Consider the following 18,686-nt stretch of genomic DNA (forward strand, 5'->3'; position numbering starts at 1 on the left):
AGTGGTGGTCTCGATGAGGAAGGAGACCCATGAGCACCATGGAGTACACGCGGATTGACGCGTCGCACGCTGCGGCAGCGCGCACGACGATCACTCGTGCCTTCGCCGCGGACCCCCTCCTCGAGTGGCTCTTTCCTGCCGAGCAGTGGGAGGCCAGTGAACGCCTTGACGCGATTGCGACCTTCTACTGGCCGAGTGTCGAATCCTATGCCGCTCGGAGCGCCGGGCATGTCGCTGTCGATGAGGGCGCGGTCGTCGGTGTCGCCGTGTGGCGCATCCCCGACAAGGGCTCTCCAGGACTGACTCTGCCCAGTGCGTCCGGTATCGCGCGGCTGCTCTTGGGAGACAAGCTGAGAGCGCTCGCGGAAGGGATGCGTGAGGCTCGCGGAGACTCGGCGCTGCCGAGCGGCCCGTATCTCCACGATCTGGCAGTGACTGCCGATCGTCGAGGGGAGGGAATCGGGACGGCACTCATCGAGGCCGGCCTTCGCGAGTTCGGTGCCGAGGGCGCATGGCTGGAGACGACGAACCCGAACAACCACGGACTCTACGAGCGTGCTGGCTTCGAGGAAGTCCACGCGGGCGCGGTCGGCGACTCAGGGGTGACGATGACGCGGATGGCTGTGAATCACTGATTTGCCGAGACCACCGCTTGGCATCGAGACCGCCACTTCTGCCCGGCGGTCTCGATGCGAAGTGGTCGTCTCGATGGTGGCTTAGAAAATTTATGTGGTGCTTGCATTCATTTGAAGCTGTTTGATAGCTATTGTGAGTTCATGGTCACTGTGTTCAGCTCGAGTGAGTTGCGCGACCTCGGCGTCGGGGCCGACACGTTCGACGAGTGCATCGGCAGGATCCGCCGCGGCTGGTTCGTGCTCAAGAAGCCATGCGAGAACACGGCCCATGAGGTCCTCCACGAGATCCATGAAGCGTCGGGACATCCGTACCCGCAGACCTTCGGGGACATCCGTGACAGCACGGAGCAGCTCAAGACGCTCATCCGCTCCTACGCGCGGGAACTGCTTCCGGGGAGCTTCTTCTCCCACGTCTCGGCAGCCATCATCCACGGACTCGATCCGCCGTTTCCCACGACGACAGCGGCCGAGCTCATCCGGTCCGGGTATGGGAAGAGGAAGCAGACGGTCCACTACCGGAATCGTGAAGTCGGGCCTGACGATCGCGCCCGCGTCGGCGACCTTCCCGTGACGTCGATGAGGCGGACGCTCCTCGACCTTGCCCACGACTATCCGAGCGATGTCTCGGTCCCCTTCATCTCCCAGGCTCTGCGCGAGGGGAAGGTGTCAAAGACGTCACTCGAGAGCGGTATCCGCCTCGGCGGCAGGGGGTGCAGGAACGCACAGCTGGCGCTTGAGCTGGCGAGCCCGCTGCACGAATCAGCGGGCGAGGCGCTGTGCGCGGTCAGGTTCCACCGCTTCGGAATCACCGGCATGATTACGCAGGTCGACTCGTTTGATGCCAGCGGCTCCTGGATCGCCCGCAACGACTTCCGGCACGAGACTCTGCCGCTCGTCGTCGAGTTCCACGGGCTGGGGAAGTACTTCCTCAACGAGGGCGGGCCCGACCGGGCGAGTGCGAAGAACCACGAACGTCACATGAAGCTGCTCAACTCCGGACTGCGAGTGTTCAACCTCGTATGGGGAGACCTCTTCCGCGCCCAGCCGTTCATGGAGATCAAGGCCGAGCTCAAAGCGCTTGCCTCATCGAGATCACCACTTGGAATCGAGACCGCCACTTCTGCCCGGAGGTCTCGGCGTTAAGTGGTGGCCTCGGCGTCAGTCGGTGCCATTGAGGTCGAATCGCTCGACGAAGCGGCGCTGCCACGGGGTCTCGACGGCGCGGACATCGTAGTGGGTGCGGACGAAGGCGACCGCCTCGGTGGGAGTCACTCCGTCGAGGACTGCCAGGCAGGCCAGTGCGGTCCCGGTGCGCCCGCGCCCACCGCTGCAGGCGACGCCGACGCGTTCGAACTCCGCTCGCCTCCAGCACTCGACGAACGCATCCGCGGCATCGTCCCGGTCCTTCGGCAGGGCGAAATCGGGCCACGCCACCCACCGCAGATCCATCGCTGGCGCGGGACCATGCGTCTCCGACTCGAACTCGCGCTGCCGGCCGAGGAGGATGAGCTCGAAGTCCGCGGCGTCCGGTCGGTCATCTGCAGCAACGCGTCTCGACCGCGCCAGGGAGCGCCCCCGAACCAATCGACCCGACGACAACGCGAGGACGCCCTGACTCGTCGGATCCCAGCTGCTCACGACTGCTACTCCAGCTGTCCCGGGTGGAGGACGCGAGAGAGGAAGTCCTTCGTCCGCTGCTCCTGCGGATTGCCGATGACGTCCCTGGCCGGGCCCTCCTCGACGACGACCCCGCCGTCCATGAAGACGACACGATCGGCGACCTGGCGGGCGAACTCCATCTCGTGGGTGACGACGACCATCGTCATCCCCGCCTCGGCGAGGCGACGCATGACCTGAAGGACATCGCCCACGGTCTCCGGGTCGAGCGCCGAGGTCGGTTCGTCGAAGAGCATGAGGTTGGGGTCCATCGCGAGCGCGCGGGCGATCGCGACGCGCTGCTGCTGGCCGCCGGAGAGCTGATCGGGGTAGCGCTCGGCGAAGCCCTCCAACCCCACCTGTGCGAGGCGGTCGAGGGCGATCCGCTCCGCTTCCGCCCTGCCCCTCTTGAGCACCCGGCGCTGCGAGATCGTGCAGTTGTCCATGACCGTCAGGTGCGGGAAGAGGTTGAATGCCTGGAACACCATGCCGACATGCCGGCGCAGACTGTTGATCTCCACATCGGGGTCCGTCGCGTCGTAGCCCGCGACGGTGATCGTCCCGGCGTTGGGCTGCTCGAGCAGATTGACGCAGCGCAGCAGGGTCGACTTCCCGGATCCTGAGGGTCCGATGAGGCAGACCACCTGACCCGGCTTGACGTCGAGATCGATGCCCTTGAGCACCTCGACATCGTCGTAGGACTTGTGCAGGCCGGTGATCGTGCACCCTTCGGCGTGGATGTCCTCGGTCGGTTTCGATGCAATCGACATATCGTCCTACTTCTTGATCTTGGCGGTGCGCGACTCGAAGCGCCGGGCGAGGATCCCCAACGGGACCGTGATGACGAGATAGCAGACACCGGCGACGACGAGCGGTGTCAGCCCCGCCTCCGGATTGGAGATCGCCTCTCTGCCGAACTTCGTCAGCTCGTACTGGGAGGCGGTGAGTCCGAGGATGTAGATGAGCGAGGAATCCTTCGTCATGAGGATGATCTCGTTCGTCAGCGGCGGCAGGATGATGCGGAACGCCTGCGGGATGACGATCGTGACCATCGCCCGCGTGTGGGACATGCCCAGCGACCGCGCCGCCTCGTACTGGCCCTTCGGCACGGCCTGGAGCCCGGCGCGGATCGTCTCGGCGATGTAGGCGGACTCGACGATGCCGAGCGCGAGCATCACTGTGACATAGGTGTCCATCCGGATGCCGAACGCGTAGGGCACCGCATAGCCGAACGCGAGGAAGACGAGAAGGGCGGGCACGCCGCGGAAGAGCTCGATGTAGGCCGTCGCGATCCACCGGTAGGGAGCGACCGACGAGATCTTCATCAGCGCGAGGAGGATCCCGAGCGACAGCGCGAGCACGAACCCGAGCGCCGTGTAGATGATCGTGTTGACGAGCGCAGTCGTGATGATCTCGGGGAACTGCGCCGCGATCACGTCGGGATTGAAGAACTTGAGGTAGATCGTCTGCCAGTCGGCGAGGAAGACGGCGAGAAGGACGGCGACGATGAGGATGCCGTATTGGATGCCGCGGGATGTTCGCTCGCGCTGGCGCACGCTGAGAGCCAAAGTGCCTCCAGAATTCTGGGCCCGATGTGAGGAGCCCTCATGCATCCGGCGGGGTGGGCCGCATGCGGTGTCGGTGAACGGGAACCTGCCGAGGCCCGGCCGGCATCACGCCGACCGGGCCTCGTGGACGGACGTCAGGGAGTCGTCGCCGCCCGATCCGCTTCGGGGATCCGCGCGGCATCGGCGACGTCGCCGAACCACTTGTCGACGGCGGCGTCGTAGGCGCCGTCGGAGTAGAGGCGCTGCATCGTCGTGCCGAAGGCGTCGAGCATCGGCTGATTGCCCTTCTTCACCGCGGCGCCGAGGACCTCGCCGGTGTCGTACTCCTCGACGAAGACGAGGTTGTCGTCAGCGGCGACGGCGGTGGAGATGATGGAGATGTTGCCGATCACCGAATCGACCTGACCGGTCTGGATCGCCTGGGTCATCAGCCCCGAATCCTCGAACTGGACGGGTGTGGCGCCGTTGTCCTGGGCATAGGTCTCACCGGTCGTCGCCTGCTGCACGCCGACCTCCTTGCCCTTGACGTCGGCGATTCCCTTGATGCCGGACTCCTTCGTCGCCATGAGCCCGAGGTTGTCCTTGAGGTACGGCGCGGAGAAGTCCATCTTCGTCTTCCGGTCCTCCGTGATCGACATGCCCGACAGGGCGATGTCGCACTGAGCGGTGTCGAGCGCCGACCCGGACTGGATGGCCTCGAAGGCGGTCGTGATGACGTTGAGCTCGACGCCGAGGTCGTCGGCCAGGCCCTGGGCGAGGTCGATGTCGAAGCCGACGTTCTCGCCGTTCTCGACGAACTCGAACGGCTCGTAGGGAATGTCGGAGCAGACGGTGAGCTGTCCTTCGCTGACGAGGGGAACCCCGCCCTCGGCCGTCGGTTCCGAACCCGATCCTCCACCTCCGCATGCGGACAGGGCGAAGAGAGCGCCAGCGGCCACGGCGGCCATGGTCAAGCGTCGTTTCATGGATCCTCCCAGATCGTCGGTGACGGCGATGTCACACGCATGTGCGCCGCTCAGCAACCGAATTCTGAGCGGCATCTGTGAGGAATCGTACCGTGTCCTGTGTCACATCGATGTTTCGTCGGCCCTCGCCGAGGTGGTCGTTGCCAAACCGTTGCACGAAGCGCCGAGGCGGACCTGCGGGTCCACCTCGGCGTTGGCTGTTGCTCTGCTGAGTTCAGCTCTGCGTTCGGCTGGGTCGGGACTCAGCTCAGTTCGGCCTCGATGTCGAGGTCCGCGGTCTCCTTCGCGAAGTAGAGCGCGACGAACGTGAGGAACGCGGCGGCGACGATGTAGAGGCCGCACCAGAAGATCGTGCCTCCCTCGGCCTGCCACAGCGCGACCATCGCGAACGGTGCGGGACCGGCGCCGATGACGCTGGCCATGTTGTACGACACCGCCGAACCCGTGTAGCGGACGTTGGCGGGGAAGAGCTCGGGCAGGTACGCGGCCATCGGCCCGAACGTCAGACCCATGAGGGTGAAGCCGATGATGAGGGCGGCGACGACGCCGACGGTGCCCGCGTTGAAGAGCACGTTGACGGCGAGCCCGTAGACGGCGATGAGCACCGTGACGCCCATGAGCATCTTCCGGCGTCCGAGCTTCTCCGCGAGCGGTCCGGAGACGACGGTGAAGATGCCGAAGAACACGACGCCGATGATGAGGTAGGTGAGGAACTCGTTCTTCTCATAACCGAGCCCCGCGACGAAGCCCGCGGGATCGAAGGGCTTGCCGGCCGCCTCGGCGGCGGTCTCCGCCTGCTCCACCGTCGCCGGGGACGTGCCGTACGTGAGCGTGAACGCGGTCATGAAGTAGAAGATGACGTAGGTCGCGAGCATGATGAACGTGCCGAGCAGCAACGGCAGCCAGCTGCCGGTGAAGACGCGGCCGATCGGGGCCCGGGAGATCTGCTGGCGCTGCTCGACGAGTTGGAACGCCGGGGTCTCCATGAGCGAGAGCCGGACGTAGAGGCCGACGGCGACGAGGAGGGCCGAGAGGAGGAACGGGATCCGCCAGCCCCACGCGAGGAACGCCTCGGGCGAGAGCCACGAGTTGAGGCCGACGAAGAGGAGGTTGGCGAGGATGAACCCGACGGGCGCGCCGAGCTGCGGGAATGTTCCCCAGATCGCGCGCTTGCCCTTGGGCGCGTTCTCCGTCGCCAGCAGCGCCGCGCCCGACCATTCGCCGCCGAGGCCCACGCCCTGGGAGAAGCGGAGGAGGACGAGGAGGAGCGGGGCGAGGACGACCCAGCCGGGGGTCTCGGCGGTGGGGAGGAGGCCGATGAGGAACGTGCCGATGCCCATGATGAGCAGGGACGCGATGAGCGTCTTCTTCCGGCCGATGCGGTCGCCGAAGTGACCGAAGATGATCGACCCGACGGGGCGGGCGACGAAGGCGACGCCGAAGATCGCGAACGAGCTCAGCAGCTGCGTCGTCGAGGTCTGGTTGGGGAAGAAGAGGGCGGGGAAGACGAGTGAGGACGCCGTCGCGTAGGCGTAGAAGTCGAAGAACTCGATGGTCGTGCCGACCATCGAGGCGCTCAGCACCTTGCCGCGCGTGTTGTTCTTCCTCGTCGCCGCGATCGCCTCGGACTCGGCTGCGGACTGCGCGGGCGCGCCGTCCGGCTGTGTTTCGGTGGACATGTTCTCTGTGCTCCGCTGTGGTGGTGAAGACGGGCAGTCGTGCTCGTGTGGACGGACCGACACTACGCTCGTCTCAGCAGGCGCACAGCCTGTGTCTCAGAAATTGAGATCGCCGGCCGGGGCGCGGAGGATCACAGGTCGAGCGTCGTCCGGCTCGACGACGCGGCCGGGCCCTTCCGGCGCAGGACGATCGCGATCGTCAGCACGATGAGACCGGCGATGCACAGGCCCACCCCCACCCACGCGGGTGCCCGATAGCCGAGACCGGCGGTGATGACGATGCCGCCGAGCCACGCGCCGAGGGCGTTGGCGAGATTGAACGCCGCGTGGTTCATCGCCGCCGAGAGACTCGGGGCGTCGGTCGAATCGCGCAGCAGCCGCATCTGCAGAGAGGTCGTGATCATGGACCCTGCGATGCCGATGAAGAAGAGCGCGACGATCGCGACCGCGGCGTTCTCCGTGAACGCCCCGAACGCGGCGAGGACGAGAGCGGAGAGGATCATGCCGCCGGTGCCCGACCGTTCGATCGACTTGTCGACGAGCGGACCGGCGATGAGCGAACCCGCCGTCATGCCGAGACCGTAGACGGCGAGCACCCACGGGATCGCGGTCTCCGGGACATGGGCGACCTCGGTCATCGTCGGGGTGATGTAGGTGTAGACGGCGAACATGCCGCCGAAGCCGATCGAACCGGCGAGCAGCGTGAGGATGATCTGCGGCCGCGCCAGGGCTTTCATCTCCCCGCGGGCCGAGGGTGCTTGGGAGAGTCTCACCGTGGGCACTGCGATGGCGACCATGATGACGGTGAGGATGCCGAGCGCGGCGACGAGCGCATAGGCGCTGCGCCAGCCGAAGGCGTTGCCGAGGGCCGCGGCGACGGGCACGCCGACGATGTTCGCGATCGTCAGACCGAGCATGACCCTCGCCATCGCCCGGCCGCGGCGGCCCACCGGCACGAGCGAGGCCGCGACGATCGCGCCGATGCCGAGGTAGGCGCCGTGGGGGAGGCCGCTGACGAAGCGGGCGATGTTGAACAGCGCCGCATTCGGCGCGAGCATCGAGGCGACATTGCCGAGGGCGAAGAGTCCCATGAGGCACAGGAGCAGGAGCTTGCGGTCCATGTGCGCGGCGATCGTCGTGATGAGCGGGGCGCCGACGACGACGCCGAGGGCGTAGAGGGACACCGCATGCCCGGCCTGCGGGACGGTGATGCGCAGCTCGGCGGCGATCTGCGGGAGGAGACCCATCGTGGCGAACTCTGTGACGCCGATCCCGAACGCGCCGATCGCGAGGGCGAAGACGGCGAATTTGTAGGTCCGGCGGGGCACGGGCGCATCGCTCATGGCTGTCCTCTGGGATGGGGTGCGGATTCTCACCGACGGCAGGGCGGCCGCGGCAACCGCACCAGCCTAGTGCCCGCGACCGGGCACCGGTAGTCCGCGCCGTCACAATGTGATCGGTCCCATGTCAGTGCGTCGGGCTACTGTGAGAGACATGACGGTGATGAGCGACGATCCCCATGCGGCTGACCCCGAACCGCCGCCGGGCGGACAGCGGACGTTCCTCCATGTCCTCGTCAACACTGCCATCGCCAACGTCACGACGAGCTTCCTCTGGTTCGCCCTGACCTTCTGGGTCTACCTCGAGACCCGATCGGTGCTCGCCACCGGGGTCATCGGCGGGGCGTACATGCTCCTCGTCGCTCTCTTCTCGATGTTCTTCGGCACCGTCGTCGACCGGTTCCGCAAGCTTCGGGTCATGGTCGTCGCCACGGCCGGCACGCTCGTCCTCTTCGCCGTCACCGGGCTCATCTACCTGGCGGTGCCGAATGCGATCCTCCTCGACATCGGCGGACCGTGGTTCTGGATCTTCAGCATCGTCATGCTCGCCGGGGCCGTCGTCGAGCAGCTGCGCGGCATCGCCCTGTCGACGACCGTGTCCCTGCTCGTGCCCGGGCCCAAGCGCGCCAACGCGAACGGCCTCGTCGGCACCGTCCAGGGGCTCGGCTTCCTCGTCACGAGCGTCTTCAGCGGACTCGCCGTCGGGTTCCTCGGGATGGGCTGGTCGATCGCCATCGCCGTCGTCCTCATCGGCCTCTCCCTCCTCCACCTCCTCACCCTGCGGATCCCCGAGCCGGTCATCGTCGCCTCCGCGGGGCAGCCGGGCTGGGTCGACATCCGCGGCGGCCTCGCCGCGGTCCTCGCCGCCCCCGGGCTCTTCGCGCTCGTGCTCTTCACGACGCTCAACAACCTCGTCGGCGGCGTCTACATGGCGCTCACCGACCCCTACGGGATCGAGGTCTTCGGGTCCGCTCAGGCCTGGGGCATCGCCCTGGCCGTGGTCTCGACCGGGTTCATGATCGGCGGCGGACTCGTCGCGAAGTTCGGTCTCGGGCGCAACCCGATCCGCACGATGCTCCTCTTCTGCTGCCTCATCGGACTGCTCGGCGCGGTCTTCGCACTGCGCGAGTCCTGGCTCCTCTACGGCCTCGGACTGTGGGGCTTCTTCCTCATGCTGCCGGTCATCGAGGCCGCCGAGCAGACGGTCATCCAGCGGGTCGTGCCGTTCCGTCAGCAGGGCCGCGTGTTCGGCTTCGCCATGACGTTCGAGGCGGCCTCGGCGCCGATCACCGCGTTCCTCATCGCCCCGATCGCGGAGTTCTGGGTCATCCCGTACATGCGCACCGATGCGGGCGCCGACCGCTGGGGCTGGCTGCTCGGCGAGGGGGACGTGCGCGGCATCGCGCTCGTCTTCCTGTGGACGGGCATCGTCTCGATCGTCCTCGCTCTCGCCGCCTTCGGCACCCGCGCCTACCGGATGCTCTCAGCCCAGTACCTCGAGGTCGCGGCCAAGGACGGTGCGGCCAAGGACGGTGCGGCCAAGGACGGCGCGGCCAAGGATGGCGCCGCCGCGGACGGCGCCTGAGCGCGCCGGGTCAGTCGAGACCGTCGGCGTCGACCTCGGCGAGAGCCTCTGCGGCGACGGCGAAGGCGGTGTTGGCCGAGGGCACCGAGCAGTAGATCGCGGACTGGAGGAGGATCTCCTTGACCTCGTCGCGGCTGAGCCCGTTGCGCAGCGCGGCCTTGACGTGCATCTTCAGTTCCGCCTCGTGTCCACCGGCGATCATCGCCGTGAGCGTGATCGCCGAGCGCATCCGCCGGTCGAGGCCCGGCCGCGTCCAGATCTCACCCCACGCGAAGCGGGTGATGAGGTCTTGGAAGTCGGCGGTGAAGTCCGTGATCGCGGCGTTCGCCCGGTCGACGTGGGCATCGGAGAGGACCTCGCGGCGCACTCCCATCCCCGCCTCCCACACGGCGTCGCGGTCGGCGTCACGCGGTCCCGAGGCTGTCGGCCGGGGCACATCGGCAGCCGCCCCGGTCTCTGTCCCGCTCGTGCCGCGGCCGGCGAGGAAGTCGGAGAGGAGTCCCGCGGTGACGACGGGCGCCTCGATCGGGACGAGGTGGGCGGCTCCCTCGATGATCTCGAGGAGCGCACCGGGGACGGCATTGGCGATCTCGGCGAGCTTCGTCGGCGGGGTCGGAGTGTCGTGCTCACCGGCGACGGCGAGCAGCGGCAGGCCGATCTCGGACAGGCGCCCCCGGATGTCGAAGTCGGCGAGCGTGTAGCAGAGCGCGGCGTAGGAGAAGCGGTCGGCATCCTGGAGGGAATGGAGGAGTGCCGCCGAGGCCTCGGGTTCGCGTTCCATGAATCCGGGGCCGAACCACCGTTCGGCCGATCCGATGACCTGCGTCGGGGTTCCGGAGATCGCGACGGTCTCCGCGCGCTCCTCCCAGCCCGGGGCTTCGCCGATCTTCGCCCCGGTGCAGAACACCGCCGCCCGTTCGAACCGCTCCGGATGATCGAGGGCGAGCTGGAGGGCGATGGCACCGCCGATCGAGTCCCCGGCCAGCGACACGGCCACCTCCGAGTCGCCGACGACATCGGGAAGGACACGGTCGACTGTCGTGAGCACCGCCTCGGCGAGATCGGCCATCGAGACCCGGGGAACCTCCGAGCGCGACGCTCCGGCCCCCACGTCGAGGGCGGGGGAGCGACCGTGACCGGGCAGGTCGATGCCGATGACCGCGGTGTCGGGGGCGATGTCGGCCAGGGCGCTCGCCGCCTGCTGCCACAGCGCGCCCACCGAGGTGCCGAGCGAGGGCAGGGCGATGACGACCCGGGCAACGGGGGCGGTCGGGGTCGTGAGGACTGAGGCGGTGAGTTCCACGGTGGTCGCTTTCGTCAGGGGGTGGTCGGGTCGGTCGTGCGGATGATCGTCTCCCGGATGCCCTCGGCCTCGCCGAGGTAGGACGACGGTGCGAAGAATCCCTCCAGCTCCGCGGGGTCGGGGACCGGCCCGGGGGTCGCGGAGAGGGCGGCGCCGAGGCGCTCGGCGGGGTCGCCGGAACCGGAGAGGATCTCCGTGATCGCGTCCTTCGACAGGCGGTCGCCGAAGACGATCGTGAGCTTCTCGCCGTAGATGCCGGGACCGGCGGCGTCGAGGTTGCGGCGCATCGCCTCGGGGCGGGCGCTCAGTCCGGTGGCCATCTCCTCGAGGAGGGCCAGGGAGGACAGGGCGAGGACCATGAGCGCGGACAGGGCCGGCCATTCGGCATGCCAGGCGCCGTCGGAGCGCTCCTCGACGGCCGCGGCGCCGGTCGTCGCGACCGTGGCGAGCAGGCCCGGGGCGCGCATGCCGTTGCGGTGGAGGAGGACGGCGACGGTCGGGTTGGTCTTCTGCGGCATCGCCGAGGAGCCGCCGGTCGCGGCGAGGGCGAGTTCCCCGACCTCGGGGCGGGTGCCGATGAGGACGTTGCGCGCGATCGAGGAGCCCACACCCACGCACTGGGTGAAATGGGTCGCCCAGGTCAGGACGCGGACCCGGTCGGTGTGCCAGGGAACGGGGGTGGGGGAGAGGGCGGCGTCGGGTCCGCGCAGCTGGACCTCGAACTCCCGCAGCAGCGCCTCGGTGCGGTCCCCGGCGAACTCCCGGATCGCCGCGCGCGTGCCGGCGGCCCCGCCGACCTGGACGGCGTCGCTGCGGGGCGTGAGAGCGGCGACCTCGGCGACCTCCGCCGCCCACGTCGCAACCCGCAGACCGAACGTCGTCGGCAGCGCCGGCTGGGTGAGGGTGCGGGCCAGGCACAGGGTGTCGGCATGGGCCTCGGAGAGGGAGCGGAGCGCCTCGGTGATGACGTCGAGACGCGCCCGGGTCTCGGCGATCGTGCGGGTGACGAGGAGGCCGAGCGCGGAGTCCATGACATCCTGGCTCGTCAGCCCCCGGTGGAGGGCACGGCCCGCCTCGGGAGTGAGGCGGGCGCGCACCCGGGTGAGGAACGGGATGACGGGATTGCCGCCGGATTCGGCGTCGGCGGCCAGGCCTGCCAGCGCCTCCGCATCGGCCTGGAGGTCCCACGTCACGGCATCGACGGCCCCGGTGACCGCGGTCCGCGTCTCCGCGGAGACGAGACCGGCCGCCGCCTGCGCGGTCACCCACGCGCTCTCAACCTCGCCGATCGCCCCGACGAGCGCCGCATCGTCGACGCTGTCGGCGCCGCGAAGATCGCCGGGGGCGAAGAGCAGCCGGGTGCGGCTCATGCAGTCTCCTCTGTCGTCTCAGTCGGTGTCGTCTCAGTCTCGGTCGACGGCCATCTCAGTCGGTGTGGCCGGGGAACCGGAGGAACGGGGTCTCGTCCTCTCCCTGCAACCGTATGTCGAAACGCAGCGTCCCGTCAGCCTCCCGGGTCGCGATGAGACGCTCCCGCTCGGCCGGGTCGAGGGAGGACAGCAGCGGATCGGCGGCCAGCGCCTCGGCGTCACCGGGGATGTAGACCCGGGTGAAGAGCCGGTTGAGCAGGCCGCGGGCGAAGACGACGACGCTGATGAAGGCGGCCTTGCCCGCCTCGGTGGGGCCGGGGACGACGGTCGAGAAGCTGAACCGGCCCTCGGGGTCGCAGGCGGCGCGCCCGAACCCGGTGAACGTGAAGCCGTCACGGCGCAGCGACCCCGTCGCCCGGGAGACCGTGCCGGTCTCGTCCGGCTGCCAGATCTCGAGGATCGCATCGGGCACGGGCACCCCCGCGCCGTCGTAGACGACTCCGGCCAGCTGCACGGCGTTGGCCGCTGCCGGCGGGACGAGCGCGCTGTCGCCCGGGTAGGGCAGGGCGTAGCCGTAGAAGGGTCCCACGGTCTGGCCGGGGGTGGCGGTGTACTCGGTCTCAGGCATCGTCGTCCTCTTCCATCCAGGTCCGCTCGGCTCCCGTGAGGACGATGTCCCACGAGTAGCCCATGAGGAATTCGTGTTCGGTGATGTCGTGGTCGTAGGTGGCCACGAGGCGCTCGCGCGCCTTCTCGTCGGTGATCGACTGGAAGATCGGGTCGAGGGCGAAGAGCGGGTCACCGGGGAAGTACATCTGCGTGACCATCCGCTGCGTGAACTCGGTGCCGAAGAGCGAGAAGTGGATGTGGGCCGGCCGCCACGCATTGTGGTGGTTCTTCCACGGGTAGGGACCGGGTTTGATCGTCGTGAACGAGTACGATCCGTCCGGTCCCGTCAGGGTGCGCCCGACCCCGGTGAAGTTCGGGTCGATGGGGGCCGGGTGCTGGTCGCGTTTGTGGATGTAGCGGCCGGCGGAGTTCGCCTGCCAGATCTCGACGAGCTGACCGGCGACCGGCCGGCCGTTGCCGTCGAGGACCCGGCCGGTGACGCGGATGCGCTCGCCGATCGGCTCCCCGCCGGCCTGGATCGTCAGATCCGATTCGAGGGTGCCGATGTCCCGGTGGCCGAACGCCGGGGAGTACAGCTCGATCGTCTCCGGGTCGGTGTGGCGGGGATCCTTCGTCGGGTGCCGCAGCAGCGAGGACCGGTAGGGCGGGTAGTCGAGTCGCGGCTGCGTCTCGACCGGGGCGCCGGCTGCCACGGCGTCTTCGTACTCGCGGCCGATCTCGTTGATCTCCGCGCTCAGCGTCGCCTGCGATTCGGCGGCGTCGTCGGGACCGGAGAGCTTCTGTGCGCTCATGGTCTGACCTCTCTTCTTCAGGGGATGGTGGTGGTGTGCGGCCAGCCGGTGTAGCACTCGGCCAGGTACCGGCGGCCGTGGTCGGAGGTGAGGATCGAATCGAGCTCGCCGAGGCTGCGGCGGGCTTCGAAGGGATCCGCGGTGGGGTCGGTGTGGAGCATCCTCGTCATCTGGTACGAGAAGTTCTGGGCCTTCCAGACGCGCTTCGTCGCGGTCGCCGAGTACCGGGCGAGCGCCTCGGCGTCGGAGTCCTGCAGGGCGCGCACGAGGGCGGGGGCGAGCACCGCGACGTCGGCGAAGGCGAGGTTGAGGCCCTTCGCCCCGGTCGGGGGGACGGTGTGGGCGCTGTCGCCGGCGAGGAAGAGGGAGCCGTGCTGCATCGGCTCGGTCACGGCCGAGCGGAACGGCAGAACCGTCTTGTCGATGATCGGACCGGTCCGGAGCGCGAAGCCGTCGGGGCCCTCGACGCGGGCCTGGAGTTCGGTCCAGATGCGGTCGTCGGACCAGTCGGCGACCTCGGTGTCGGGTGGGGCCTGGAAGTACATCCGCTGGACGGTGTCGCTGCGCTGGGAGATCAGGGCGAAGCCGCGTGCGGAGCGGGAGTAGATGAGGACCTCGTGGCTCGGCGGCGCCTCACAGAGGATCCCGAACCATGCGAACGGGTACTCGTGGAAGAACCGCCTGCGCGTGGTCTCGGGGATCGATGCCCGGGAGGGGCCGCGGGAGCCGTCGGCGCCGACGACGTACCGGGCGGTGACGGTGAGCGGCTCACCGTCGTCGGTGACGGCGCGCACCTGCGGGGACTGCGATTCGACGGCGTCGAGGCGGGTGTCGGTCACCGCGTGGAACGTCGGTCGTCCGGTGCGGGCGCGGGCGGCGGCGAGGTCGACGTAGATCTCGTTCTGCGGGTAGAGCCACACGGATTCGCCGACGAGGTCCGGGAAGTCGAGAGGGTGGCTGACCCCGTCGACGCGGATGTCGATGCCGTCGTGGCGATGGCCTGCGGTGTGGACGCGGGAGTCGATGCCCGGGGTCTCGAGCATCCGCACCGAGGCTGCCTCGAGGATGCCGGCGCGATGGGTCGTCGCGATGTCGTCATGGCTGCGATTGTCGACGACGACGGAATCGATGCCGGCGACGTGCAGGAGATGGGCGAGCATGAGGCCCGCGGGTCCTGCGCCGACGATCGCGACATCGGTGTGGAGATCTGGCACTGAGGCCTCCTTGCCTGTCAGGGTTCACCTCAGTGTGCTCCGCACCACGAAACCGGCGCGACAACTTTCTCATTCAACGGCGTCCGTGGGTGACGACACATGACGCGGCATTGACGCGGCGAGAGTGATTGCTCAACAATAGTGGGCGGTGCGGGCTAGTGTTTGCCGAACTCGCTCGGGTTGGGATCGCCTGTTCTGCACTGCAATGCTCAACACCTGGGCCCCGTCATCGCAGGACGGTCCCCGGTGCACATCGGCAGGAAGGCCATCCATGATCATCACCGGTCTCGTCGTCGGGCTGCTGCTCGGATTCGTCCTGCAGCGCGGACGCTTCTGCGTCACCGGCGCCTTCCGCGATCTCACGCTCACCGGCAACACCCGGTGGTTCTCCGCGCTCATCGTCGTCATCGCCGTCCATGCGATCGGCCTCGCCTCCTTCAGCTCGCTCGGGATCATCACCCTCGAGCAGTCGGCGTTCCCATGGCTGGCCTCCATCCTCGGCGGACTGATCTTCGGGGCCTCGATGATCCTTGCCGGGGGCTGCGCCACGGGCACGTACTACCGGGTCGGCGAAGGACTCGTCGGCAGTTGGATGGCGCTGATCTTCTTCGCCCTGACCGCCGCGATCATGAAGACCGGGCCGGCCGCGGGACTCACCGAAGGGCTGCGGTCGATCACCGTCCCCGACGGCACCCTGAGTGCGACGACCGGGCTGAGCCCGTGGGTCTTCGCGATCGCACTCTCCGGCGTCGCCGTGTGGCTGACGATCCGCCACAACCGCAAGCTCACCACCCCGGTGGCCACGCTTCCCCCGCGGCGGACCGGACTGGCCCACCTCCTCTTCGAGAAGCGGTGGAACCCGTTCGCCACGGCCGCGATCATCGGCGTCATCGCCACCCTCGCCTGGCCGCTGTCGGCGGCGACGGGACGCAACTCCGGGCTCGGCATCACGACCCCCTCGGCGAACCTCGTCACCTACTTCGCGACCGGGGACGTCACCCTCGTCGACTGGGGAGTCATGCTCGTCATCGGCATCCTCGTCGGCTCGTTCATCGCCGCGAAGGCCTCCGGGGAGTTCCGGATCCGCGTGCCCGACCGTGAGACGCTGCTCAAGGCGATCGCCGGCGGCGTCGGGATGGGCATCGGCGCGGCGATCGCCGGCGGCTGCACCGTCGGCAACGCCATGGTCTCGACCGCACAGTTCGAATACCAGGGCTGGGTCGCGACGTTCTTCATGATCGTCGGCGCCGTCATCGCCGCGAAGGCCACCATCAGACCACGCAGCGCAGCGAGCACCCCGGTGCCCGCAGGAAGCGGGACAGCATGAAACAGATCCTCGAGACCAACGGGCTCGTCTGCCCCTTCCCCCTCGTCGAGGCCAAGGACGCGATCAGCGGCTTGAGCGTCGGTGACGAACTCGTCATCAACTTCGACTGCACCCAGGCCACCGAGGCGATTCCCCAGTGGGCGGCGGAGAACGGCTACCCGGTCACGCACTTCGATCGGACCGGCGACGCCTCGTGGACGATCACCGTCCAGAAGGCGTAGGTCACAGCCGCACGATCGTCTCCGCGCCGTCGGCGACGGTCAGGCGCATCGCGGTGTTCTGCTCGATCCGGCTCCACCCGGTGTGGCTGAGTCCCGAGCTCGTGACGATCGTCGCCCCGTCCGCGAAGCGCTGCCAGCTCATCCGGTAGTAGTGGCTGCGGTGGTCGAGCGGGAGCCGACCGCCGGTCTGACTGGTGTCGAAGCTCGCATAGGGCACCTCGGTGCCGAGCGTGGCATGGACGACGATGAGCCCGGTCCGGGTGAGGACGAGCAGGTTGATGCCCGGGTGGTCGAACTCCGCGCGGATCTCGCGCACCGTCTCGACGACGGCCTCGAGGAGCGGGGCGCCGGTATCGACCCGCCGGAGGATGAGGGCGAAGAGGAGGGCCGAATCCGTCGTGCCGCCGATGCGCGCGATCTCGGCTTCGGTGACCTGCGCCCGCAGCTGCTCGACCGGGTGGATCGACCCGTTGTGTGCGAGCGCGACGCCGTCGGCGAGGAACGGGTGCGTGTTCTCGACGAGGTCGGCCATCCCCGTCGTCGCCATCCGCAGGTGGACGATCCGCCCGCGCGCCGCCGCATCGTCGAGCGCCGCGGTGAGACGGGGGTCGTTCGTGCCTTCGTGGGGCGTGCGGAACCGGTCGAGCGCCTCGGTGGCCGGATCGATCCACGCCGTGCCCCACCCGTCGTCGTGGAGTCGGCCGAGGTCCTGCCACTGCCGGCACTGGGCGCGGCCGATCAGTCCGGCCGCGCTCACCGGGGTCGGCGAGATGAATCCGAGAAGCCTGCACATTCGCCACCGTCCTGACTAGACTCGCTCCATGAAGATCACGGTACTCGAAGGCGATATCACCGAGGTGCGCGTCGACGCGATCGTCAACGCCGCGAACTCGAGTCTCCTCGGCGGAGGCGGCGTCGACGGGGCGATCCACCGCGCGGCGGGACCCGCTCTCCTCGAGGCGACGAGGGAGCTGCGGCGGACGAGTCTGCCGCGCGGTCTTCCCCCAGGCCAGGCCGTGGCCACCGAGGCGGGGGAGCTGCCGGCGCGGTGGGTCATCCACACCGTCGGCCCGAACCGGAACGCCGGGGAGGCCGACCCGGAGGTCCTCGAGTCGGCGTTCGAATCGAGCCTCAACGTCGCCGAGGAGGTCGGGGCCGCCTCGGTGGCGTTCCCGGCGATCGGCGGCGGGGTCTACGGCTGGTCGCCGCGGGATGTCGCCGAGGCGGCGCATGCCGTCATCGTCGACGGGCGGGCCCGCGGGCGCTGGGAGACGATCACCGAGGTCCAGTTCGTCCTCTTCAGCGACGCGATGACGAGCGTCTTCTGCCAGGTCTTCGACCACGATCAGTGGTGAAAGGGGAGCCATGAGAGTCCACAGCATCATCGCCGATCTGCCGGTCGCCGACATCGCCGCCGCGCGCGACTTCTACACGTCCTACCTCGGGCTGGCGACCGAGGAGTTCAACCTCGGCTGGGTCGCCCGGTTCACCTCGCCCGAGACGGGCGCGCACCTCCAGGTCGTCACCGCGGACGCGACCGCACCGGTCGACGCGGCCGTCTCGATCAAGGTCGACGACGTCGACGCCGCCTACGCCGAGGCGGTCGATCGCGGGTTCGACATCGTCCACCCGCTCACCGACGAGGAGTGGGGCGTGCGGCGCTTCTTCGTCCGGGCACCCGACGGCAACGTCTTCAACATCGTCGCCCACCGGGAGTAGGCACTACCCTCGAACCATGCCCCTTGCGCTCATCACCGGTGCCGCCCGACCCGACAGCATCGCCGCCGGCATCGTGCCGCGACTCGAAGCCGACGGCTGGGACGTCGTCACCAGCGACCTCGACGGCACCGACCAGCCCTGCGACCTGTCGACGCCGACGGGTCCCGAGGCGCTCATCGCGGCGGTGACCGCCGAGCACGGCACCCTCGACGCCCTCGTCCTCAGCCATGCCCACGGCGTCGAATCGGGCATCCTCGACACGACGGCGGAGAGCTTCGACCGACATGTCGCCGTCAACGCCCGGGCGAGCCTCCTCCTCATCGCCGCCTTCGCCCGGCAGATCGGCCCTGACGGCGGAGCGGTCGTCGCGTTCACGAGCGACCACGTCACCGGCAACCTGCCCTACGGGGCGTCGAAGGGGGCGCTCGACCGCATCGTCATCTCCGCAGCGAGAGAACTGGGACCGCGGGGAATCTCGGCGAACGTCGTCAACCCCGGCCCCATCGACACCGGGTGGATGGACGAGGACTTGCGGGCCGCTCTGCTCCCGGCCCAGCCGCTCGGTCGCCTCGGCACGCCGGCCGACATCGCCGGCATCGTCGCGTTCCTGCTCTCACCTGCCGGTCGCTGGGTCTCCGGGCAGCTCATCAGCACCGACGGCGGATTCTCCGCCCGGTTCTGAC

Annotated in this window: 20 protein-coding genes and 1 pseudogene; 8 read left to right on the forward strand and 13 right to left on the reverse strand. The window is 68.7% G+C overall.

The features are described from left to right. Positions 1-29 precede the first annotated feature (29 nt). A complete protein-coding gene (locus tag ACFQ91_RS06655; RefSeq protein ID WP_344258484.1) occupies positions 30-635 on the forward strand; it encodes a GNAT family N-acetyltransferase in 606 nt (201 codons plus the stop codon). A gap of 141 nt (positions 636-776) precedes the next feature. Further along, on the forward strand, positions 777-1,778 hold the full coding sequence (locus tag ACFQ91_RS06660; protein WP_344251441.1) for a hypothetical protein: 1,002 nt from the start codon (positions 777-779) through the stop codon (positions 1,776-1,778). A gap of 15 nt (positions 1,779-1,793) precedes the next feature. Here ACFQ91_RS06660 and ACFQ91_RS06665 read toward each other — a convergent pair whose 3' ends face one another. The 6 genes from ACFQ91_RS06665 to ACFQ91_RS06690 all read right to left on the reverse strand — a co-directional run bounded on the left by ACFQ91_RS06665 (position 1,794) and on the right by ACFQ91_RS06690 (position 7,846). After that, entirely contained in the window at positions 1,794-2,273 is a 480-nt protein-coding gene (locus ACFQ91_RS06665; protein ID WP_344251440.1) for a protein-tyrosine phosphatase family protein, read from the reverse strand. A gap of 5 nt (positions 2,274-2,278) precedes the next feature. Continuing rightward, a complete protein-coding gene (locus ACFQ91_RS06670) occupies positions 2,279-3,061 on the reverse strand; it encodes an amino acid ABC transporter ATP-binding protein (protein ID WP_137825183.1) in 783 nt (260 codons plus the stop codon). A 6-nt stretch (positions 3,062-3,067) separates the two neighbouring features. Next, on the reverse strand, positions 3,068-3,859 hold the full coding sequence (locus ACFQ91_RS06675) for an amino acid ABC transporter permease (protein ID WP_198500565.1): 792 nt from the start codon (positions 3,857-3,859) through the stop codon (positions 3,068-3,070). Positions 3,860-3,993: 134 nt separating this feature from the next. Beyond that, positions 3,994-4,824: an ABC transporter substrate-binding protein gene (locus ACFQ91_RS06680; RefSeq protein ID WP_137825181.1), complete on the reverse strand. Its 831-nt coding sequence runs from the start codon at positions 4,822-4,824 to the stop codon at positions 3,994-3,996. Between the two features lie 242 nt (positions 4,825-5,066). Then, positions 5,067-6,503: an MFS transporter gene (locus ACFQ91_RS06685; protein ID WP_137825180.1), complete on the reverse strand. Its 1,437-nt coding sequence runs from the start codon at positions 6,501-6,503 to the stop codon at positions 5,067-5,069. A gap of 131 nt (positions 6,504-6,634) precedes the next feature. Next, positions 6,635-7,846 carry an MFS transporter gene (locus ACFQ91_RS06690; RefSeq protein WP_344251439.1) on the reverse strand — a complete coding sequence of 404 codons (1,212 nt, stop codon included), beginning with the start codon at positions 7,844-7,846 and terminating at the stop codon, positions 6,635-6,637. 160 nt (positions 7,847-8,006) lie between these two features. Between ACFQ91_RS06690 and ACFQ91_RS06695 the strand changes: the two genes are divergently transcribed. Then, complete coding sequence (locus ACFQ91_RS06695) at positions 8,007-9,428, forward strand: MFS transporter (protein ID WP_344251455.1); 1,422 nt, start codon at positions 8,007-8,009, stop codon at positions 9,426-9,428. Positions 9,429-9,438: 10 nt separating this feature from the next. Here ACFQ91_RS06695 and pcaC read toward each other — a convergent pair whose 3' ends face one another. The 6 genes and pseudogenes from pcaC to ACFQ91_RS06725 form a co-directional block, all read right to left on the reverse strand. After that, the gene (pcaC, locus tag ACFQ91_RS06700; RefSeq protein ID WP_376871364.1) at positions 9,439-9,864 is read right to left on the reverse strand and encodes a 4-carboxymuconolactone decarboxylase; all 426 of its coding nucleotides are present in this window, start codon (positions 9,862-9,864) and stop codon (positions 9,439-9,441) included. Positions 9,865-9,960: 96 nt separating this feature from the next. Further along, positions 9,961-10,731 (reverse strand): annotated as a pseudogene (locus ACFQ91_RS06705) (alpha/beta fold hydrolase); the annotation flags it as partial. A gap of 14 nt (positions 10,732-10,745) precedes the next feature. Then, a complete protein-coding gene (locus ACFQ91_RS06710) occupies positions 10,746-12,101 on the reverse strand; it encodes a lyase family protein (RefSeq protein ID WP_344251438.1) in 1,356 nt (451 codons plus the stop codon). A gap of 55 nt (positions 12,102-12,156) precedes the next feature. Beyond that, positions 12,157-12,729, reverse strand: coding sequence for a protocatechuate 3,4-dioxygenase subunit alpha (pcaG, locus tag ACFQ91_RS06715; RefSeq protein WP_344251437.1), 573 nt, complete (start codon positions 12,727-12,729; stop codon positions 12,157-12,159). Continuing rightward, positions 12,722-13,522, reverse strand: a complete 801-nt coding sequence (gene pcaH, locus ACFQ91_RS06720; protein ID WP_344251436.1) for a protocatechuate 3,4-dioxygenase subunit beta — start codon at positions 13,520-13,522, stop codon at positions 12,722-12,724. Before pcaH ends, pcaG begins: the two co-directional genes overlap by 8 nt. Before the next feature lie 17 nt (positions 13,523-13,539). Then, positions 13,540-14,736, reverse strand: coding sequence for a 4-hydroxybenzoate 3-monooxygenase (locus tag ACFQ91_RS06725; protein ID WP_344251435.1), 1,197 nt, complete (start codon positions 14,734-14,736; stop codon positions 13,540-13,542). Positions 14,737-15,007: 271 nt separating this feature from the next. Here ACFQ91_RS06725 and ACFQ91_RS06730 point away from each other — a divergent pair, with 271 nt between their 5' ends. Beyond that, positions 15,008-16,063 carry a YeeE/YedE family protein gene (locus tag ACFQ91_RS06730; RefSeq protein ID WP_344251434.1) on the forward strand — a complete coding sequence of 352 codons (1,056 nt, stop codon included), beginning with the start codon at positions 15,008-15,010 and terminating at the stop codon, positions 16,061-16,063. Then, positions 16,060-16,284, forward strand: coding sequence for a sulfurtransferase TusA family protein (locus ACFQ91_RS06735; RefSeq protein ID WP_211978126.1), 225 nt, complete (start codon positions 16,060-16,062; stop codon positions 16,282-16,284). The genes ACFQ91_RS06730 and ACFQ91_RS06735 overlap by 4 nt, the downstream gene beginning before the upstream one ends. A gap of 1 nt (position 16,285) precedes the next feature. On the opposite strand, the gene ACFQ91_RS06740 is transcribed toward ACFQ91_RS06735, so the two are convergent. Then, a complete protein-coding gene (locus ACFQ91_RS06740) occupies positions 16,286-17,077 on the reverse strand; it encodes a class II glutamine amidotransferase (protein ID WP_344251433.1) in 792 nt (263 codons plus the stop codon). 28 nt (positions 17,078-17,105) lie between these two features. Here ACFQ91_RS06740 and ACFQ91_RS06745 point away from each other — a divergent pair, with 28 nt between their 5' ends. Genes ACFQ91_RS06745 through ACFQ91_RS06755 form a run of 3 tightly spaced genes read left to right on the forward strand, consistent with a single transcriptional unit; the run spans position 17,106 to position 18,685 of the window. Continuing rightward, entirely contained in the window at positions 17,106-17,639 is a 534-nt protein-coding gene (locus tag ACFQ91_RS06745; RefSeq protein WP_344251432.1) for an O-acetyl-ADP-ribose deacetylase, read from the forward strand. 10 nt (positions 17,640-17,649) lie between these two features. Further along, a complete protein-coding gene (locus ACFQ91_RS06750) occupies positions 17,650-18,003 on the forward strand; it encodes a VOC family protein (protein ID WP_344251431.1) in 354 nt (117 codons plus the stop codon). 16 nt (positions 18,004-18,019) lie between these two features. Next, entirely contained in the window at positions 18,020-18,685 is a 666-nt protein-coding gene (locus ACFQ91_RS06755) for an SDR family oxidoreductase (protein WP_344251430.1), read from the forward strand. The last annotated feature ends 1 nt before the right edge of the window (position 18,686 follow it).

It is taken from the genome of Brevibacterium sp. NPDC056726 (assembly GCF_042790515.1).
In the GTDB taxonomy this organism is placed as follows: Bacteria; Actinomycetota; Actinomycetes; order Actinomycetales; family Brevibacteriaceae; genus Brevibacterium; species Brevibacterium sanguinis.

Bases quoted from the DNA above. Each gene is read 5' to 3' on its own strand.
- ACFQ91_RS06655 (WP_344258484.1), top strand. From the start codon at position 30: ATGAGCACCATGGAGTACACGCGGATTGACGCGTCGCACGCTGCGGCA.
- ACFQ91_RS06660 (WP_344251441.1), top strand. From the start codon at position 777: ATGGTCACTGTGTTCAGCTCGAGTGAGTTGCGCGACCTCGGCGTCGGG.
- ACFQ91_RS06670 (WP_137825183.1), bottom strand. From the start codon at position 3,061: ATGTCGATTGCATCGAAACCGACCGAGGACATCCACGCCGAAGGGTGC.
- ACFQ91_RS06680 (WP_137825181.1), bottom strand. From the start codon at position 4,824: ATGAAACGACGCTTGACCATGGCCGCCGTGGCCGCTGGCGCTCTCTTC.
- ACFQ91_RS06685 (WP_137825180.1), bottom strand. From the start codon at position 6,503: ATGTCCACCGAAACACAGCCGGACGGCGCGCCCGCGCAGTCCGCAGCC.
- ACFQ91_RS06690 (WP_344251439.1), bottom strand. From the start codon at position 7,846: ATGAGCGATGCGCCCGTGCCCCGCCGGACCTACAAATTCGCCGTCTTC.
- ACFQ91_RS06695 (WP_344251455.1), top strand. From the start codon at position 8,007: ATGAGCGACGATCCCCATGCGGCTGACCCCGAACCGCCGCCGGGCGGA.
- ACFQ91_RS06710 (WP_344251438.1), bottom strand. From the start codon at position 12,101: ATGAGCCGCACCCGGCTGCTCTTCGCCCCCGGCGATCTTCGCGGCGCC.
- pcaG (WP_344251437.1), bottom strand. From the start codon at position 12,729: ATGCCTGAGACCGAGTACACCGCCACCCCCGGCCAGACCGTGGGACCC.
- pcaH (WP_344251436.1), bottom strand. From the start codon at position 13,522: ATGAGCGCACAGAAGCTCTCCGGTCCCGACGACGCCGCCGAATCGCAG.
- ACFQ91_RS06730 (WP_344251434.1), top strand. From the start codon at position 15,008: ATGATCATCACCGGTCTCGTCGTCGGGCTGCTGCTCGGATTCGTCCTG.
- ACFQ91_RS06735 (WP_211978126.1), top strand. From the start codon at position 16,060: ATGAAACAGATCCTCGAGACCAACGGGCTCGTCTGCCCCTTCCCCCTC.
- ACFQ91_RS06740 (WP_344251433.1), bottom strand. From the start codon at position 17,077: ATGTGCAGGCTTCTCGGATTCATCTCGCCGACCCCGGTGAGCGCGGCC.
- ACFQ91_RS06745 (WP_344251432.1), top strand. From the start codon at position 17,106: ATGAAGATCACGGTACTCGAAGGCGATATCACCGAGGTGCGCGTCGAC.
- ACFQ91_RS06750 (WP_344251431.1), top strand. From the start codon at position 17,650: ATGAGAGTCCACAGCATCATCGCCGATCTGCCGGTCGCCGACATCGCC.
- ACFQ91_RS06755 (WP_344251430.1), top strand. From the start codon at position 18,020: ATGCCCCTTGCGCTCATCACCGGTGCCGCCCGACCCGACAGCATCGCC.